We start from the raw sequence: 15768 nt of genomic DNA on the forward strand, positions 1-15768 counted from the left end.
ATCCATTTTTATCAGTTGGCGCCTGCACGCGCGGCTCCTCTCGCCGCGCGTGCAGGCGGCTTTCCGCCCGGCACGAGCCAGGCACTGGGCGCGACCACGGCGCCAAGCCTTTACAAGGCGTAATCGCAAGGGATGAACGCCGGCCTTTGACGCGGTGCACTCTTGCCTTAGACTTCGGGCCTTAAACTTCGCCGATTGCGGCAATTGGGAATTTGGAACATGGCTTTTGGCGGCCCTAACGACAGAAACGATCTGCCGCGCCTGGCACGCATCGATCCAAAGCTGTTCGATATCCTGTTCAGCGGCTGCAAGGTCGAGCGCTACGCCGCCGGCCAGCATCTGTTCGTCCAGGAAGATGCCGCCGACCGGATCTACGGGGTGATGAGCGGCACGGTGGAAATCTCGATCTATTCGCCCGGCGGACAGAAGCTGGTGGCCAATATCGAGCTGTCGCGCAGTCTGGTGGGCGAGATCGGCGCCCTGGACGGCCGGCCACGCACCGCCACCGCCATCTGCCTGACCGCTTGCGAGCTGGTTTCGCTCAGCAGGATACAACTCTTTGATCGCATTGAGAGAAATCCACCGCTGGCACGCGCGATGATCGAACTTCTGTGCGCCCGGCTGCGCTGGGTCAGCGGCGAACTCGGCGATCAGGCCTTCTTCGGCATCGAGGCGAGGCTCGCCAAACGCCTGGTCTTCCTGGCCAAGGTGATGGCCGACAGCGCCGGCTGGATCCCGATCTCGCAATCGGAACTCGGAGAGTTCCTCGGCGCCACGCGCGAGTCCGTCAACAAGACGCTCAACGACTGGCGCAACCGCTCGTTCATTGCCATCAAACGCGGCGGCCTGCGCATCACCGACACCGGGGCACTGCGCCACATCGCCGAGTCGCAGGACGACGACTGACGCCGAATCAGAGCCGCGAAATCAGGTAGCGCAGCGCCGAGCGGCTGGGCATGAAGAAATATCCACCCCCCTTGGTGGTGACGAATTGCGGCATGTCACGGAGCGTCGTGACCTTTTCCCATGACGGAATGGTGAACCTGCCATCGCCGCCGCGCGAACCAATCGTCGGGTCCTTTTCAGCGACGAGGCCCTGGAACGTGGCCGACGAAACCCAGGTCTGCTGAATGAATTCGTACTGGCGCTCTATGTCGGCGTTGAGGCACATGAACAGCAGCCCCTTTTCGACCTTGCCATTCTTACCGTCCTGCTTCTCATAGGTGCGGCCGACCCGCAGGATACGATGGCGCTTGCCGATATTGATCTGCGTATCGCGGTCCTCACCCAGCGAGTCGCGTGGGTTGGAACGGCGAATGTGGGCACCAAGCGGGCAGCGATGGCCTTGCGGATCCTCGGCGCCAGCGGCGAAGTTGTTGTCGATGACGCGTCCCGGATGATCCGGGTTGCGCACCAACGAGCTACCGTTCTGCCAGCGGCCGAGCATCTTGGCGGCAATCCAGTCTTGCGTGATGGCTTGGTTGCCGAGTTGGCTCGCGACCAAGGCTGCAGCCTTTTTGCAGTAGTTGTTGAAGACGTCGACGTGCTGCTCGAACTGGCGAATAACCAGGAATGAACCGTTGCGCCCGAAATCGCGCGGCGGTGGCGGCAGGCCCGGAATCAGCCGGCTACGGCGCACCTGCGAAAGGATTCCAGTCCGATCGCGTGATGCGCTTACCGAGGGCGAGGCTGGATAGAACCCATGCTCATCACGATAGCCGAACAGGAACTCGCCGGGCGCGACCAGATGCATGGGCGCGGCGCCCCTGCTGGCGCGGGTCGTGCCCCGGACAATCGGCTGCGAAATCCCGTCCGCGAAACCGAAATGCTCGTAGGCTGGCCCACGTTCCGACCGATCGTCACGCTTTGCCCCGTCGGACGATTTCGTCTTCGTGTCGGTCGGACCCCGGTTTACGGCGAGCGGCAGTTCGGCGACGACCTTCATGCCTGCACCGGTCGTCTTTCGTCTCACGGTGGCAATCTCGGTCTTCAACCGTCCCAGGTCTTCAGCATAGCAGACGATGACCAGGTCCACAGGGTTCTCCAACGACCCCCACTCCCATTCGTCCGGGCCGTCGCGGCCTCGGTCGTCCAGTATGCGCCCACGCTCGGGATTGCCCATGCCATGGCGAAAGGCGATCGGAAATGTTTCCAGTGGATCGCCCTCCACACCCTCGTCGAGCCCAAACTGCCGCAGGCCACCGGGACCAAAGGCGACTATCATAGCTCGCCCGGCGGGCCTGCCTTCGCCGAAACTCGTCTGCTCGACAACGAAATCGAGCCAGGCTCTGCGCTTGGGCGCCGGCAACTTGTCCGGCACCCGGATCGCAAGCATATGCGAATAAGCGAGCGGGCCGAGCGGGCCGAAGAAGATGGACTGGATCTCGCCGGTTTCCAGCTGCTGTTCGAGAGGCGCCGGAAAGGCAGAGCTGATATTGGCCAGCAGCGAAGTGGTCTTTTGAACGGTGGTCGTTTCGCTCGCCGGGCGCCGTAGCGAACCGAACAAGCTCAGCCAGTCGCGCGCCTCGTTGCCGACGGCGGAAGCAATGCCGCGCCTGACCCGGGAATTGATCCGGATGCGCTCTGTGTTGATTTGGGGATAGGCGGAGTACCAGAACAGGGTCGGCACCTGCTGGCGCCGCGCCCAGCGCTTGAAACGATCGCCGTCGCGCGCGCCGTCCAGGAACAGCCATCGTGTGCGTGGATAGCCCACGGTGTTGCTCCACACGCCGGTCAGGCCAGCGGACGCCTTGGCGATGAAGTCCTCAAGATAGCTTTCCCAGCTGCCGCCGTAGTTGGAGAAGAACATCAATCGGTTGGAGCCGGGCAGCAGTATCCAGCGGGCGAAATGGATCGTGTTGATGGTGTTGAGGAAGCCTGGCTTGAACACCTTCTGGGCAGCTATCGAGATCAGGTAGAAAGAAAACCTGAGCGCCAGCCGCCGCAGGATGCCGGCCTTCATCGTCGAAATCGCAGTCAGATGGTTCTGTGCCGCGTGGCCCTCCTTGACGAGTATCGCGTTCAATTCAGATATGCCGATCGATGTGCTTTCCGGCCGATCCCTGTCCTCGCGGCGTCGCAGCGCCAGCAAGCACGAAAACGCCAGCAGCGCCGCTGCCACCAACACTCCAAGTCCCGACAACAGAAGTGAGGTGATTGCTACGGCTATGGCGGTGAAGGAGATTTCCTGGGAACTGATGTCGATAGATCTGCCGAACACCACACTGTAGGTCATGTACCAGCAAGCAGCCCAGATGATCGCCACCGTGACGAAGACCGGTGGTACCAGCAACGTCGTCATCAGGGCACGGCCCCAATGACCCGGCGGCTTTTCCAGCAGGCTCTCGGCCGGCTCGAACGCCCAGGCAAACGTCCCTAATGACTGGACATGCTGGCGAACTTCAGCGAGCACGGCAGGAGCGTTGCCGGCGCCTTTGCGTGGCCGCTCGACGATGTCGCGGACGGCTTCGAAAAGCTGCTGCTCGGCCTTGATACGCTGGACCGAGTGCCCCGGCGTGCCCGAAAACACCAGTCCGGCATTGCTGCCGAAGGACGGCGATATGTCGACATTGTGCTTGCGCAGGAAATCGTTCAATGCGCCGCCGTCGCGCAGATCGCAGACATCCTTGAAGATCGGCCGCAGCCGGTGCCCGATGGCGTGCGTGACCGCATCGATGACATCGTCGATGCTGCCGTCACCGGAAATCTCGAGAACCAGAGCTCCTTTTTCCTGACCGGAATCAGCGCCGATCTCGCCGGTGCCGACCACGGTCAGGCTGGTGAAGTGGACGGTGCCGGCAATATCGAGCGCGGTGCGGATATCTTCGACGGCCGGGTTGCCGAGGCTGGCAACCTTGTCGCGGACAGCATCCAGCGACGCGGATCGGGTGACCGGGCAGACCACCGTCACCATGGACTGCGTTACGGTGCGGCAGAGTTCTGCCCGTTCGAAATCGACCTTGAGGGTTTCGGGATAGGCGCCGATGCGGGTCATCCGCCCGGCCTTGCCGGGCATGCGGCGCACGCCCTGCTTCTGGAACAGGGCGCGCAGGCTTTCGCCGATCTGGATCCTGGCAATCTCGGCGCCGATGCACTGATGAATGCCGTGGCCGAACACCATGTAGTCGCGATACGGGCGCGATGTGTCGAACTGGTCCGGGTTCTGCACGGCTTCGGCATCGAACATCGCCGACAGCGTCGCCGGCATCACCACCGTGCCGGCTTTCACCAGGCGCTCGCGGCGCGTACCCTTGCCGATGATCGCGTCGCGGGCCGTGTAGCGCCAGGGGCCGACCCAGATCGGCTTGAAGCGCATGGCTTCAAGGACGGCCCTGTCGAGCTTGGCGGTATCGTTTTCGGCCAATGCGGCATCGATAGCCTGCCGTGCGTCGGGCCGCGACAGGATCACGTCGAGGCAATTGCCGGCGGCCAGCACATTGGTCGGGACGAAGCCGGCGATCATGCCCAGCATGATCGAATTGAGGTCGTCCCGCGACAGGCGGCCCTGATCCATCTGGACAACCAGCCTCGCCAGCGGTTGCTCGGCCTTCAAGCCCCGGTCCCTGGCCGACTGGATGGAGCGATCGATGACTTTGAGAAGACGGTCGCCCGCCACCACCGCGAGTTCGCGCATGACGGGGCTCGCCGTCGGGTCCGAAAAGAACAGCGCACTCAGCGCGATCGCCCAGTCGGCGAATTCGGATTCATCGTCGATCTCGACGCCGAAATAATCTCGACAGATGTGCACCGGGACGATCTTCATCAACCTGGAGATCGCATCGAAGCCGGGGCTGGCGCGCGTCATGATCTCTTGCGAATGACGCGCCGCGATCGGCCTGACGGCGGCTTCGACCTCGGCCGGCGGGAATGCACTCAGCACCGACGATTTCATGCGCCGGTAGTCGGCGCCGTCCTGCATGCCGAGGATGAAGTTGGATCCCCGGGCAAGCTCGGTCATTTCCGGGCCGTATGGGGTCTGGAATTCGTCGCCGCGCTCCAATATGTCGCGGACATCGGCGTTCTTGGTGACCACGAGAACGCCGAAAAGTTTGCCGGTCGGCCGGAAACGCCGCAACAAGGAAAGCGCCCAGCGGGGGTCTTCGGCCAGAGACCCGACGATGCGCGCAATCAGCCCTGTCTTGCGGATCCGGCCGAGATCGAACGGCGGCATTTCCGACAGCGGGCGCTGGTTTCTCTGGGCCGCGCTAATAGCGTCGAAATACTTCAGTTTGGTCATGCGCGTTCAAGCCCCCCGGCTATCCACGTCATTGCGATGCCGGCCGTTCAACGCCTAGGTTTGCATCGGCTGCACGTATGTGAATCTTTTCACAGTTGGTCCATGTTCCAGCCAGCACTGACGCCATGTTCATTTGGCCAGTTGGAAATTGGCGACGAGGAACTCGTTCGCGGCCTTGTCGGTGAACGGTATCCAGCGCACACGCTGTTCTGAAAAATCGGGATGCCGGGTGGCGAAAATGGCCATCTCGCGCCGCGCCTGTTCCGGCCGGCCGCTTCGCATCAGCGCGCCGATCTTCAGGAACCTGGAATAAAAATAGCCGGGAGACAGGTTGAGCGAGCGGTCAGCGGCAGCGATCGCCGCCGGCCAGTTCTCGACCAAACAATAGGCCGCCGTCAGTTCCCCCAGATTGTGGAAGCGGTAGAGGTCGAACGGGCTCAATCGCTCGGTATCGAGAAAGAACGGTATCGCTGACGCGGCATTGCCGAGCAGCAGCTGGGCGCTGCCCATGGCCGAGCGCGCGAAGGCAAAGCTCGGATTGATGTGGATCGCTTCCTCGAGATGGTCGACGGCCGACCGCGGTTCGCCGCGCATGATGTCGACGGCGCCGAGATGGGCGTGCGGGCGCGCATCCAGGCTGTCCACCAGCAACGCCTTGCGGGCAAACTGCTCGACCTTGTTCAAATCGTCGCTGTCGCCGAAACGCAGCCATGCCCGCCAGAAATACCACCACGCCAGTTCGTTGAGCACGGCGCTCGAGTTGGCGTCCTCGCGGTAGGCCTTCTGGAAGAACTCGAGTGCGGTTTCGGTGTCGCCGCGGGTGCGCCGGTTCATGTGCCAGCGGCCCCGTCGCACCAGTTGCCAGGTCTCCAGGCTTTCCCAGGGAACCTGGAAGGTGCGTGCCTGTTCCGCCCGGTCGACCTCCTTGTCCAGGATCGAAACGATCTCAGCGCCGATCTGGTCGCGCAGGTTGAAGATGTCGACCAGATCGCGATCGAAGCGCTGCGACCACACCAGCCGCCCGTTGGACGCGTCGGCCAGCGCGGTGTTGAGGCGGATCTGGCCACCATTGCGCATCAGCGTGCCGCTGACGATGTAGCGCGCGCCGAGCGCGTTGCCGATCACCCGCGTGCCCAGCGTGTCGTCGCGGAACTGGAAGCTGGAGCCCTTGGCGATGACCGAGAGCCATCTGGTGTTGGAAAGACCATAGATGATGTCCTCGGCGATGCCGTCGGCCATGTAGCCGATGTCATGCTCGCCGCCATCGGCGTGGAAGGGCAGGACGGCGATCGCCGGCGGCCCCTTGGACGACAGCTTCTGCTGCGCATTGGCCTGGGGAATGGCGGCGAACGACGCAGCCGGCGAGGATCCGTTGCCACTGCGGCCGGCGATCAGAACGCGCACCGGCAAGGCGATGTTCTTCAGCATGAATTCGCCGAGATCGGTGAATTCGGCCGCCGTCTTGTCCTTCACATGGTGCCAGGTCGTCTCCGAAACGGCGAGACCGTCGCCCGGCGCGAATTCCTGGATTCTCGCGGCGATGTTGACGTCGTCGCCGTAGAGGCGTCCACCACGCACGATGACGTCGCCGGTGTTGATGCCGGCCCGAAACGGCATGCGCATGTCGTCGGCAACCTCGGCGTTGAGGGCGACGATGCGGCCCTGGAAATCAAAGGCCGCGCGCAACGCCTCGATCGGATTGCCGAACTCGGCCATGATGCTGTCGCCGGCGTCGCCGAACGTGCGGCCGCCAAATGTGCCACAGCTGTCGGCGATGATGTCGCGCCGTTCCTCGAATGCCGCGACAGCAGACTCGTCGTCGATGCCCATCAGCCGGGAGAACCCGACGGCATCGATAGAAATGATTGTCGCCAGCTGACGGGTGTAGTTCCGTACAGCCATGTTCGAGCCCCCGCTCCCTTTCTGGTTCTGGTCCAGCACAGGCGACGACCCGTTCCTGAAACACTTCGCCGCGCGCTGAGAGATGAAGATTCCGGCGGGGTTGGCGCACCATGCCACCCCGCCAGGACCAGAAGTCTAGCAGGGTCTTGGGCAAAGCTCTACCACCATCGGGTTGTCCAGCGCGGGCCGTGGCAGCACTCATGGTTGGCCGGCGGTTGGCGCAAATATTGGCGTGCCGTCGCTCTGAGCGCGGAGATCTAGGGCTTCACGGAAGCTGCGCGATGTCAGCTCTCGGAACAAACTGTGCTGCCTGCGAGTTTCCGGTGCGGTTCATACCAACGTGAAATGAGGGTAATCATGCGAAATCTTGTTCTGGCGACCGGTGTCGTCGTTCTTCTGGCCGGCTCGACGGCCTTTGCCGCGGATGACAGCCCACTGCCGCCGACGAATGCCCAGAAACTGTCGGCAATCATCGCCAAGGTCGAGCAGCGCGATGGCTTTCGCTATGTGAAGGAGGTCGACTGGGACAAGGACGGCTACACCGTCACCTATTACACCGCCGACAAGGCGAAAGTCGAAATCACCTTCGATCCCGTGACCGCCGAACCGAAATAGCGCCGATACCGCACCGCTTCGGCAATTCCGTCCGCCGCGTTTTCGCCTAGAATGGTGGCAGTTGTCGGACAACGGGGCGACCATGCTTTCTTCCAATCGAATTGCCAACGCGCTTGCGCTTGTCGTCGCACTGGCTGGCGGGGCGGTCTACCTTGGTCCAGCGCGTGCCGACGGACCATCCTTCGACTGCCGCAAAGCCCGCCTGCCGGTGGAAAAGGCGATCTGTGCCGACCCGCAACTGTCGGCAATTGATGCCTTGGTGGCCGAGGCCTTTACGGGTTTCGAGCCAGCCTTTGGCGGCGACAAGCGCAAGATCGCCCGTGCGCTCATCGCCGACAGGAACGCCTGTGGGCAGGATGCCGCCTGCATCGTCAGCGCCCAGAACAATGCGCTGCAGACCTACGGCAATGCGCCGTCCTGGGTGCAGGACTACAACATCGCCCTGATCGGCAAGAAGGCGCTCGACACCGCGGCCCGCCATCCGGGCAGCCTCGACCAGCCCCTGCCCTCGTCGATCGGCCAATGCGCCTTGACCCACATCACCGCGCTGACGACGCGGCTCGGCGACGACCCGCTGGAAACCGCCGGCCCTGAAGCCGGCAGCCTGGCGCGGTTCAGCAATGGCGGCGCCGGGGTTTCCTACGAGCGGGAGCCTGGCCTTGCCAGTTCGAAAGCCGGCGATCCTGTCGTCATGTGCCTGATATCGATCCCGAGGGATTGTCCGCAGGGCGACGAGCGCGGGCGGGTCTATTACGCCGTCGACCTCACGATAAAAGGCACATGGGTTTTGCCGGATTCACAACATCTATGCGGCGGCGCCTGAAGATTTGCCGCAAAGCACTGCTGGATGCACTCTTGCGCCGATCCGCCTTTGATGGCTGAGTGCGCGTAACAGTTGCAGGGCACGGGGGTGCATGGCCATGGTTAAGCATGTTTTGAAGCGCATCCTGATGATGCTTGCCGGCTATTTCGTTTCGGTGCTGATCGGATTGTTCGCGGTCGTGGCGATATATTGCGCACTCGCCGTATTGCCCAACGCGCCGGACTATTTCGGCGCCATGCAATTTTCGCCCATTGTCGTGCTGCTGTGGCCGCCGCTCGGCATGGTCGTCTATTTCCTGACGATCGTGCTGACCGGCCTGCAGACGCTGATCTTCGCGCTGCTCGCCGAATTCTTTGCCCTGCGCAATTTCCTGGTGCACATGCTGTTTGGCGCCGCTGCCGCTGCAGCCGGCTTCTTCCTGGTCTGGCCGGCCGCGGAAGAGGATGCCGGACGCTGGGCCGATATCGGCATCATCGCCGCCGCCGGCCTCGTAGCCGGCCTGGTCTATTGGCTGATCGCGGGCCGCGACGCCGGCTTCCGGCGTCCGCTCATCCAGCGCTGATCGCAGGAAACGGGCGACCGTCTATCGGCCAAAAATCTAATAAAACCAGAGAGTCAAAGTGAGTTCCTCGTTTCGTTGAACGAGGAACTCCGCTGGTTCAGCTCGTCGACGAACGCACCGCTTCGGTCGCGTCCAGCGCCTGCATCAGCCGCGTGTCGCGGTCGTAGACGTCGTTGAAATATTCGACTTTGCCGGACAGGTCCGGCCAGGCAGTGAAGTAGGAGACATAGACGGGAATCGTGCGTGTCACGTCTTCGCTGGCATGGCCGTGCTTGAGCTTTTCGGCGATGTCGTCGACCGAGACGCCGAGCACCGCCGCCGCCATCCCACGTGGATCCTGAAGGCGAATACAGCCATGGCTGAGCGCCCGCATATCGCGCTGGAAGAAGGATTTTTGCGGCGTGTCGTGCATGTAGATGGCGTGCTTGTTGGGGAACAGGATCTTCAGTTCGCCCAGCGCATTGGCTTCGCTCGGCTGCTGGCGCACGCTGTAGGGAATGTTGGCGCCGTAGGCGCCCCAATTGACCGAGGAAGAGGGAACCCGCCTGCCGCGCGAATCGGTCACCTCGTAGCCGGCACGGTCGAGATAGCCCGGATCGCTACGCAGCCTTGGCAGCATCTCGTTGACGATGATCGACTGCGGCACGCCCCAATAGGGATGGAAATCGACCTGCTTGATCTCCTTGAAGAAGAAGGCGGTCTGGTTGGTGGTCCGGCCTATGACGACGCGGGTCTTCAGCTTCTCCTCGCCATTGTCGATATAGCTGGCGGTGAAGGCGGGCTGGTTGATGAACACCCGCGGGCTGCCGAGATCGGACGGCAGCCAGCGCAATTCTTCCAGCGCGACCTGCACCTTCTGCAGCCTGTCTGCCTTGGATGCGCCGGCGAGCGAGGCGACGGTGCGCGGGCCGATGACCCCATCGCCCTTCATGCCGGCCTTCACCTGCACGGCCTTGATGATCGGAACCAGTTCGGGAACATAGACATCGCTGGTGCCGAGACGAGACAGGATCTCGCCATAGGCGCCGCCCATCTCGTCGTCGAGATTGCGCGCGATCAGCGTCAGCAGCTTCGGCAGTTCGGCGCTGGTCTCGCCGGGCTTCAGCAACAGCTTGGGATCGACGACGATTTCGTTTTCGGCGCTCGCCTGCAGCGATTCAAGTTCGACGCGCAGCGCCTGATATTCCGCGTTCTGCGGGTGCCGCGATTCGAGGTAGGTGCGCACTTCCTGGGTGTGGGCCAGCGTCTTGAGCGCGCCTTCCATGTCGACCGGCTTCGGCGGAAATTCATAGTAGCCGGTGATGCGATTGGGATCGACGCGCCCGCTCTGGGCGTCACGGGCATAGCGCAGCACGCGCGCCGACAGCGCCATCTCGAAGCGGACGAGTTCCTTCAGATGGGCATCGGCATTGACCGCCGATGCGTTGGCTGCCGGCACCTCGACCGTGTAGTCGGCCGATGCGAGGCCATAGCTCGCGGCCTCGCCAAGCACCCTCACCGCGTCCTGGGCGCGGGCATTGGGATTGCCATCATTCACCCAGATGAAATCAGGATTGGCAGAGTAATAGGCAATCAGTGCCTTGGCGATATCGGGCTCGGCATAGAGTTCATAGTCGCTGAGGCCTGCAACGGCTTCACGGAAGGCAGTGCTGGTTGCCGACGGCACAAAGGCGGCGTCTTCAGCTGTTGCCACCTGGGGAGGTGCTGCCACCAATGCGGCAAAGTCGACGCGCACCAGCCGGTCGGCCTTGTAGGTGTAGTAGGACGGGCTGCTGATTCTGGTGCCGCCACCGCCCGATACGGCGGGCTTCGGCTTGCGCTTTGGCGGCGGCGGGAATTCGCCTTGCGGACTGTGCTTGACGCCACCGCCGAACAGCATGTCGAACAGGCCTTGCGCGCTTGCCTGCGGCACACCGAAGGCCAGTGCTGCCGCCACTGCAAGCGGCATCACGGTGGCTTTATTTCCGAGGAATTTCATTAATCACCCGCTCCGGCTGCAAGCCGGCTCCCGTTCCGCGCCGCTAGACGATCTTGCCAACCGCATGGCGGATGTAAGGCGCTACCATACCGATTCATACCGATTTCGTTAAGCTTCCATAAATTTCCGCAGGCCTGTTGCAGAACGGTTTCACAACATCGTGACGTCTGGAGCGGCGTTGCCGCTCCAGACCGGTCAAAGCGGCTGCTGCTTCAGGCGTTGGCGCCACCGTCGATGGTGAGCGCGGCGCCGGTGACGAAGCGCCCTTCCGGACCGGCGAGCCAGGCAACCATGCCGGCGATCTCGTCAGCCTTGCCGAAGCGGGGCGTCGCCATCTTCCGCCGCTGGTGTTCGGCATGCGGGCCTTCGGCCGGGTTCATGTCGGTGTCGGTCGAACCGGGATGAACGACGTTGGCGGTGATGCCGCGCGGACCGAGGTCTCGCGCCAGCGCCTTGGTCAGGCCGACCAGCGCAGCCTTGCTGGTCGAATAGGCGCTGAGGCTGGTGTCGGTGACGCGCTCGGCCAGATTGCTGCCGATCGAAATGATGCGGCCGCCCTCGCCCATGTGAGCCGCTGCCGCCTTCGAGGCCACGAACGGCGCTCTCAGATTGACCTCAATGGTCTCGTCAAAGTCGGCCAGCGACATCTGTTCGATGGGCGCCGCGCGCCAGATGCCGGCGCTGTTGACCAGGATGTCGAGCCGGCCGAAGGCATTCACCGCCTCGGTGACCGAGCCTGCGATGGCGGCGGCGTCGCGATTGTCGGCTTGGATGGCGATCGCGCGACCACCTGCCGCTATAATCTCGGCGACGACAGCTTGGGCCGGCGCCGCACTGTTGACATAGGTGATGGCAACGTCGGCGCCATCGGCCGCAAGCCGTTTTGCTATCGCAGCACCTATGCCGCGGCTGCCGCCGGTGACCAGTGCTGCCTTGCCGTTCAATCCGTTCGCTGACATGTCATTTCTCCGTTATGTAACGATCGATACATAAATATCTGGCAACCTTGCCTGGCGACGTCAAGTGAATTATGTATCGATCAACACAGAAAAGATCGTCATGCCGGAAAGAGGCCGTCCCCGCACCTTCGATCGAACCGCCGCCTTGCGGCAGGCGATGGAGCTGTTCTGGGCCAAAGGCTATGAGGGCACCTCGATCGCCGACCTGACCGCGGCGATGGGGATCAGCTCGCCCAGCCTCTATGCCGCCTTCGGCAGCAAGGAGGCGCTGTTTCTGGAAGCGACCGAGTATTACACCCGCAACGAAGGCACCGAGATCTGGAGCGCGCTGGACGAAGCGCCGACGGCATGCCAGGCGATCGAGAATTTCCTGCGCCAGACGGCAAAAGCGTACTCTCAGGACGACCGCCCGCAGGGCTGTCTCATCGCGCTGGGCGCACTGCACCAGGATTTAAGCAGCGGCGCGATCTGCGATGATTTGCGCCGCCGCCGCACCGAAAACCACACCCTCTTGCTGAGACGGCTGGAACGCGGTGTGGCGGAAGGCGAATTGCCGGCGGGCTTCGACAGCAACGCGGCGGCGACCTTCTATGCGACGGTCCAGCACGGCATGTCGATCCAGGCCCGCGACGGCGCCTCGTGCGACGCGCTGATGGCCACAGTGGCCGGAGCGATGGCGGCGTGGCAGGGCCTGGTCGGAACAGCGTGACAAAGCGCGGAGCTTGTGCTGGAAATCCAGTCGGCGGCGAAATGCGCCGGGAGGGATCATCCGTGAAAAAAGGGTATCGCGAGTTGCTCGACGAGGCCAATGCCGAGATCGAGGTGGTCTCGCCCGAGGAAGCGGCCGGGCTGCTCGACGACGAGGACACCATCTTCGTCGACCTGCGCGATCCACGCGAGATCGAGCGGGACGGCCAGATCCCCGGCGCCAAACATGTCACTCGCGGCATGCTGGAATTCTGGATCGATCCCGAAAGCCCTTACCACAAGCCGTTCTTTGCCTCGGGCAAGAGCTTCGTCTTCTTTTGCGCCGGCGGCTGGCGCTCGGCGCTGGCCACCAAGACGGCGCAGGATATGGGGCTGTCGCCGGTCAAGCACATCCTTGGCGGCTATACCGCCTGGAAGGCGGCCGGATTGCCGGTCGAGCCGGGCGGCAAGAAGAAGGGCTAGCTCACCGCTCCGGCGTTGTCGGAGTCGACAATACACCCATTGGAATCAATGCAGTATCGGCTCGCGCTCGTTTTTGACAAAAGTCACAGCGCGTTCGACAACACCTTTGTCGGCGAGAATGCGACGGTGGCCGAGCCCATCGGCCCAGTGCAGCCGCACATGGCTGCCGGCGCCGGCATAACGTGTGGCATGATCGGCGGGGACTTCGCGGTCGTCCGGCGCGTGGATGACCAGCGTCGGCACCGGCGCCTCAGCCAACTGGCGGTCGCCGGTGAATTCATGCAGCGGCCGGCCCGACAGCCTTTTCACCTGATCGGCCATGGAAACCTGCGAACGCGGACCGACATTGAGCATGCGGCTGAAGTCGGCGAAGATCGCCGGCAGGGAACTTGGCGCGGCGACCAGCACCAGCCGCTCGGCCGCGACGGGCTGGATACCCTTGATCGAACCGGCAATGGCATTGGCGGCGACGGCGCCACCGAAGGAATGGCCGACGATCGCCTTGAACGGACCGAACCATTCGCCGGCGACCCTGACCGCCTCGACCGCATTGACCATATTGAGATGACGGCCCAGCGACTGGCCATGGCCCGGCAGGTCGAGCGAGGCGACCCGGTAGCCCGCATCGCGAAAGCCTTCGATCAGCGCCCGCATATATTCCGTGCGCGAACGCCAGCCATGGACCACCAGCACCGTGCCGGCGGACGCCCTGCGCGGCTCGGGCCGGAATTCGTGCACCATGACGCAGCCGGCCTTGGTCGTCAGCCGATGATGGCGCGCCTCGGCCATGAAGCCGGCGGCGCGGTCGACCGCACGCCGCTCGCCGTCGCTGAGCGCCTTCACGCTCGGCGTGCGGCAGAACAGTTCGAAGGCCGCGCGCCCGCTCAGACGCGGCGCCACAAGCTCGGCCGCGCCGAACACGCCCCGGATGACCTTCAGTCCAAATGATGCCATAGTGGCGATCCATCCATTCCGTTCACGCATGAACATAATAGTTCAAACATGAACATTAAACAAGAGCTGCCCTGGGACAACCCGCGCTTTCGCAACTGGGTCGCGGTGGCGCGCGCCTGCCATGTGCTGGAGCGTGCGCTGGCGGTAAAGCTGGCGCCGCTGGATCTCAAGCCGGCGCAGCTCGACGTGCTGATGAACCTCTATCGCCATCCCGGCATGTCGCAGCACGATCTCGCCCGCAAACTGCTGGTCGGCCGCTCCAACATCACCATGCTGTTGCCGCAGCTCGAGGCGCGCGGCCTGCTGCGCCGCGAAGGCGATGAGAAGGACAAGCGCGTGCTGCGGCTGACGCTTACCGAGGCCGGCACGGAGCTCCTGATGAAAGCGCTGAAGGTGCATATGGCGCTGATCGAAAAGGCGATGAGCCAGTCGACAGCGGAACAGTGCGACATGATCGGCGAACAGATGCGCAAGATCTATGACGTGCTGAAGGATACCTGAGCCGTTCGATCCACGCGCCTCCCACCTCACCACATCGTCTTCTTCGCCCGCTCCGGCCATTCCTTGTCGTAAGTACCGGCATCGATATTCTTGCGGCTGGTGACTTCCAGGATTGTTCCGGGTGTCGGCAGCGATTTCGGGTCGACGTGCTTTGCCGGGTTCCACAGCTCCGAGCGAACGATGGCGCGGGCGCACTGGAAATAGACCGAATCGACATCGACCACGGTGACCGAGCGCGCCGGCTTGCCTTCGACGGCGAAGGAGGCGCAAAGCGCGGCGTCGGTGGTGATGCGGGCGCGGCCGTTGACGCGCAGCGTCGTGCCCGAACCCGGCACAAGAAACAGCAGCCCGACGCGAGGATCGCGGATGATGTTCTTAAGCGAATCGGCGCGGTTGTTGCCGCGCCTGTCCGGCATCATCAGCGTTTTCGGGTCATGCATGCGCACAAAGCCGGCGAGATCGCCGCGCGGCGAACAGTCCAGCCCTTCCGGCCCGCTCGTCGCCAGGGCGACAAAAGGCGAGGCTTCGATGAAGGCGGCATATTCGGGAATGACGTGGTCGAGTTCCTTGACCGTCGACGCTTCGCCGGGCAGGCCGTAGAGGGCTTCGAGCTGTTCGACCGTGGCGATGTCAGACATTTTCCCGTCTCCGAACTGTTGCCAGCGTTACCCCCAATCAATGACGTTTTGCCGACAGTGCCGAACTAGCGGTCGCGGCTCAGTCCCTTCTCCTGGAGCTCGGCGAGATAGGCATTCCAGCGCGCGTCCTTTTCGTGGCCAAGCGTGTGAAGATAGTTCCAGGTGAAGATGCCGGTGTCGTGGAAATCGTCGAAGGTGATGCGCACTGCGTAGTTGCCGACCGGCTCGATCTTCAGGATGGCAACGTTGCGCTTGCCGGGAACCGTCACCCGCTGGTCCGGCGAATGGCCCTGCACCTCGGCCGAGGGTGAAGCGACGCGCAGCAGTTCGGCCGGCAGTTCGAACGGCCGATGATCGGGAAAGGTGACGGACAGCAGTTTTCTGTCCTTCGAGACCCTGAGTTCCTTCGGCGCCGTCATTGTTCTGCATC

The 15768-nt window shown here is 63.2% G+C and carries 14 protein-coding genes; 7 read left to right on the top strand and 7 right to left on the bottom strand.

Annotation, left to right across the window (positions count from 1 at the left end):
- Nucleotides 1–219: 219 nt before the first annotated feature.
- Nucleotides 220–906 carry a Crp/Fnr family transcriptional regulator gene (locus ACYG9Y_RS10940; protein ID WP_023738834.1) on the top strand — a complete coding sequence of 229 codons (687 nt, stop codon included), beginning with the start codon at nucleotides 220–222 and terminating at the stop codon, nucleotides 904–906.
- 7 nt (nucleotides 907–913) lie between these two features.
- Here the strand turns inward: ACYG9Y_RS10940 and ACYG9Y_RS10945 are convergent, their stop codons facing one another.
- Both ACYG9Y_RS10945 and ACYG9Y_RS10950 read right to left on the bottom strand, forming a co-directional pair.
- Entirely contained in the window at nucleotides 914–5236 is a 4323-nt protein-coding gene (locus tag ACYG9Y_RS10945; RefSeq protein ID WP_023738833.1) for a cytochrome P450, read from the bottom strand.
- A 129-nt stretch (nucleotides 5237–5365) separates the two neighbouring features.
- Entirely contained in the window at nucleotides 5366–7138 is a 1773-nt protein-coding gene (locus tag ACYG9Y_RS10950; protein WP_023738832.1) for an adenylate/guanylate cyclase domain-containing protein, read from the bottom strand.
- Nucleotides 7139–7495: 357 nt separating this feature from the next.
- Here ACYG9Y_RS10950 and ACYG9Y_RS10955 point away from each other — a divergent pair, with 357 nt between their 5' ends.
- The 3 genes from ACYG9Y_RS10955 to ACYG9Y_RS10965 all read left to right on the top strand — a co-directional run bounded on the left by ACYG9Y_RS10955 (nucleotide 7496) and on the right by ACYG9Y_RS10965 (nucleotide 9138).
- Complete coding sequence (locus ACYG9Y_RS10955; RefSeq protein WP_023668990.1) at nucleotides 7496–7753, top strand: PepSY domain-containing protein; 258 nt, start codon at nucleotides 7496–7498, stop codon at nucleotides 7751–7753.
- 82 nt (nucleotides 7754–7835) lie between these two features.
- The gene (locus tag ACYG9Y_RS10960; protein ID WP_023749315.1) at nucleotides 7836–8576 is read left to right on the top strand and encodes a lysozyme inhibitor LprI family protein; all 741 of its coding nucleotides are present in this window, start codon (nucleotides 7836–7838) and stop codon (nucleotides 8574–8576) included.
- A 91-nt stretch (nucleotides 8577–8667) separates the two neighbouring features.
- Complete coding sequence (locus ACYG9Y_RS10965) at nucleotides 8668–9138, top strand: hypothetical protein (RefSeq protein ID WP_023668992.1); 471 nt, start codon at nucleotides 8668–8670, stop codon at nucleotides 9136–9138.
- Nucleotides 9139–9235: 97 nt separating this feature from the next.
- Here the strand turns inward: ACYG9Y_RS10965 and ACYG9Y_RS10970 are convergent, their stop codons facing one another.
- Together ACYG9Y_RS10970 and ACYG9Y_RS10975 are read right to left on the bottom strand one after the other, a co-directional pair.
- Nucleotides 9236–11116 carry a L,D-transpeptidase family protein gene (locus tag ACYG9Y_RS10970; RefSeq protein ID WP_023738830.1) on the bottom strand — a complete coding sequence of 627 codons (1881 nt, stop codon included), beginning with the start codon at nucleotides 11114–11116 and terminating at the stop codon, nucleotides 9236–9238.
- Nucleotides 11117–11328: 212 nt separating this feature from the next.
- Nucleotides 11329–12075, bottom strand: a complete 747-nt coding sequence (locus ACYG9Y_RS10975) for a 3-oxoacyl-ACP reductase family protein (protein ID WP_023738829.1) — start codon at nucleotides 12073–12075, stop codon at nucleotides 11329–11331.
- Nucleotides 12076–12175: 100 nt separating this feature from the next.
- Between ACYG9Y_RS10975 and ACYG9Y_RS10980 the strand changes: the two genes are divergently transcribed.
- Together ACYG9Y_RS10980 and ACYG9Y_RS10985 are read left to right on the top strand one after the other, a co-directional pair.
- Nucleotides 12176–12784 carry a TetR/AcrR family transcriptional regulator gene (locus tag ACYG9Y_RS10980; protein ID WP_460223148.1) on the top strand — a complete coding sequence of 203 codons (609 nt, stop codon included), beginning with the start codon at nucleotides 12176–12178 and terminating at the stop codon, nucleotides 12782–12784.
- A gap of 62 nt (nucleotides 12785–12846) precedes the next feature.
- On the top strand, nucleotides 12847–13245 hold the full coding sequence (locus ACYG9Y_RS10985; protein WP_023682502.1) for a rhodanese-like domain-containing protein: 399 nt from the start codon (nucleotides 12847–12849) through the stop codon (nucleotides 13243–13245).
- Between the two features lie 45 nt (nucleotides 13246–13290).
- Here ACYG9Y_RS10985 and ACYG9Y_RS10990 read toward each other — a convergent pair whose 3' ends face one another.
- Nucleotides 13291–14199: an alpha/beta hydrolase gene (locus ACYG9Y_RS10990; RefSeq protein WP_023738827.1), complete on the bottom strand. Its 909-nt coding sequence runs from the start codon at nucleotides 14197–14199 to the stop codon at nucleotides 13291–13293.
- Nucleotides 14200–14247: 48 nt separating this feature from the next.
- Here ACYG9Y_RS10990 and ACYG9Y_RS10995 point away from each other — a divergent pair, with 48 nt between their 5' ends.
- Nucleotides 14248–14700, top strand: a complete 453-nt coding sequence (locus ACYG9Y_RS10995; protein ID WP_023668997.1) for a MarR family winged helix-turn-helix transcriptional regulator — start codon at nucleotides 14248–14250, stop codon at nucleotides 14698–14700.
- Nucleotides 14701–14726: 26 nt separating this feature from the next.
- On the opposite strand, the gene ACYG9Y_RS11000 is transcribed toward ACYG9Y_RS10995, so the two are convergent.
- A complete protein-coding gene (locus ACYG9Y_RS11000) occupies nucleotides 14727–15338 on the bottom strand; it encodes a pyridoxamine 5'-phosphate oxidase family protein (RefSeq protein WP_023738826.1) in 612 nt (203 codons plus the stop codon).
- Nucleotides 15339–15403: 65 nt separating this feature from the next.
- Nucleotides 15404–15757, bottom strand: a complete 354-nt coding sequence (locus ACYG9Y_RS11005) for a gamma-butyrobetaine hydroxylase family protein (protein ID WP_023668999.1) — start codon at nucleotides 15755–15757, stop codon at nucleotides 15404–15406.
- Nucleotides 15758–15768: the final 11 nt, after the last annotated feature.

It is taken from the genome of Mesorhizobium sp. W050, assembly GCF_054719535.1.

What these genes read in the sequence shown, in the direction of transcription:
- ACYG9Y_RS10950 (WP_023738832.1), bottom strand. Translation starts at nt 7,138, where the DNA reads ATGGCTGTACGGAACTACACCCGTCAGCTGGCGACAATCATTTCTATC.
- ACYG9Y_RS11000 (WP_023738826.1), bottom strand. Translation starts at nt 15,338, where the DNA reads ATGTCTGACATCGCCACGGTCGAACAGCTCGAAGCCCTCTACGGCCTG.
- ACYG9Y_RS11005 (WP_023668999.1), bottom strand. Translation starts at nt 15,757, where the DNA reads ATGACGGCGCCGAAGGAACTCAGGGTCTCGAAGGACAGAAAACTGCTG.
- ACYG9Y_RS10995 (WP_023668997.1), top strand. Translation starts at nt 14,248, where the DNA reads ATGAACATTAAACAAGAGCTGCCCTGGGACAACCCGCGCTTTCGCAAC.
- ACYG9Y_RS10975 (WP_023738829.1), bottom strand. Translation starts at nt 12,075, where the DNA reads ATGTCAGCGAACGGATTGAACGGCAAGGCAGCACTGGTCACCGGCGGC.
- ACYG9Y_RS10945 (WP_023738833.1), bottom strand. Translation starts at nt 5,236, where the DNA reads ATGACCAAACTGAAGTATTTCGACGCTATTAGCGCGGCCCAGAGAAAC.
- ACYG9Y_RS10965 (WP_023668992.1), top strand. Translation starts at nt 8,668, where the DNA reads ATGGCCATGGTTAAGCATGTTTTGAAGCGCATCCTGATGATGCTTGCC.
- ACYG9Y_RS10955 (WP_023668990.1), top strand. Translation starts at nt 7,496, where the DNA reads ATGCGAAATCTTGTTCTGGCGACCGGTGTCGTCGTTCTTCTGGCCGGC.
- ACYG9Y_RS10970 (WP_023738830.1), bottom strand. Translation starts at nt 11,116, where the DNA reads ATGAAATTCCTCGGAAATAAAGCCACCGTGATGCCGCTTGCAGTGGCG.
- ACYG9Y_RS10990 (WP_023738827.1), bottom strand. Translation starts at nt 14,199, where the DNA reads ATGGCATCATTTGGACTGAAGGTCATCCGGGGCGTGTTCGGCGCGGCC.
- ACYG9Y_RS10960 (WP_023749315.1), top strand. Translation starts at nt 7,836, where the DNA reads ATGCTTTCTTCCAATCGAATTGCCAACGCGCTTGCGCTTGTCGTCGCA.
- ACYG9Y_RS10940 (WP_023738834.1), top strand. Translation starts at nt 220, where the DNA reads ATGGCTTTTGGCGGCCCTAACGACAGAAACGATCTGCCGCGCCTGGCA.
- ACYG9Y_RS10980 (WP_460223148.1), top strand. Translation starts at nt 12,176, where the DNA reads ATGCCGGAAAGAGGCCGTCCCCGCACCTTCGATCGAACCGCCGCCTTG.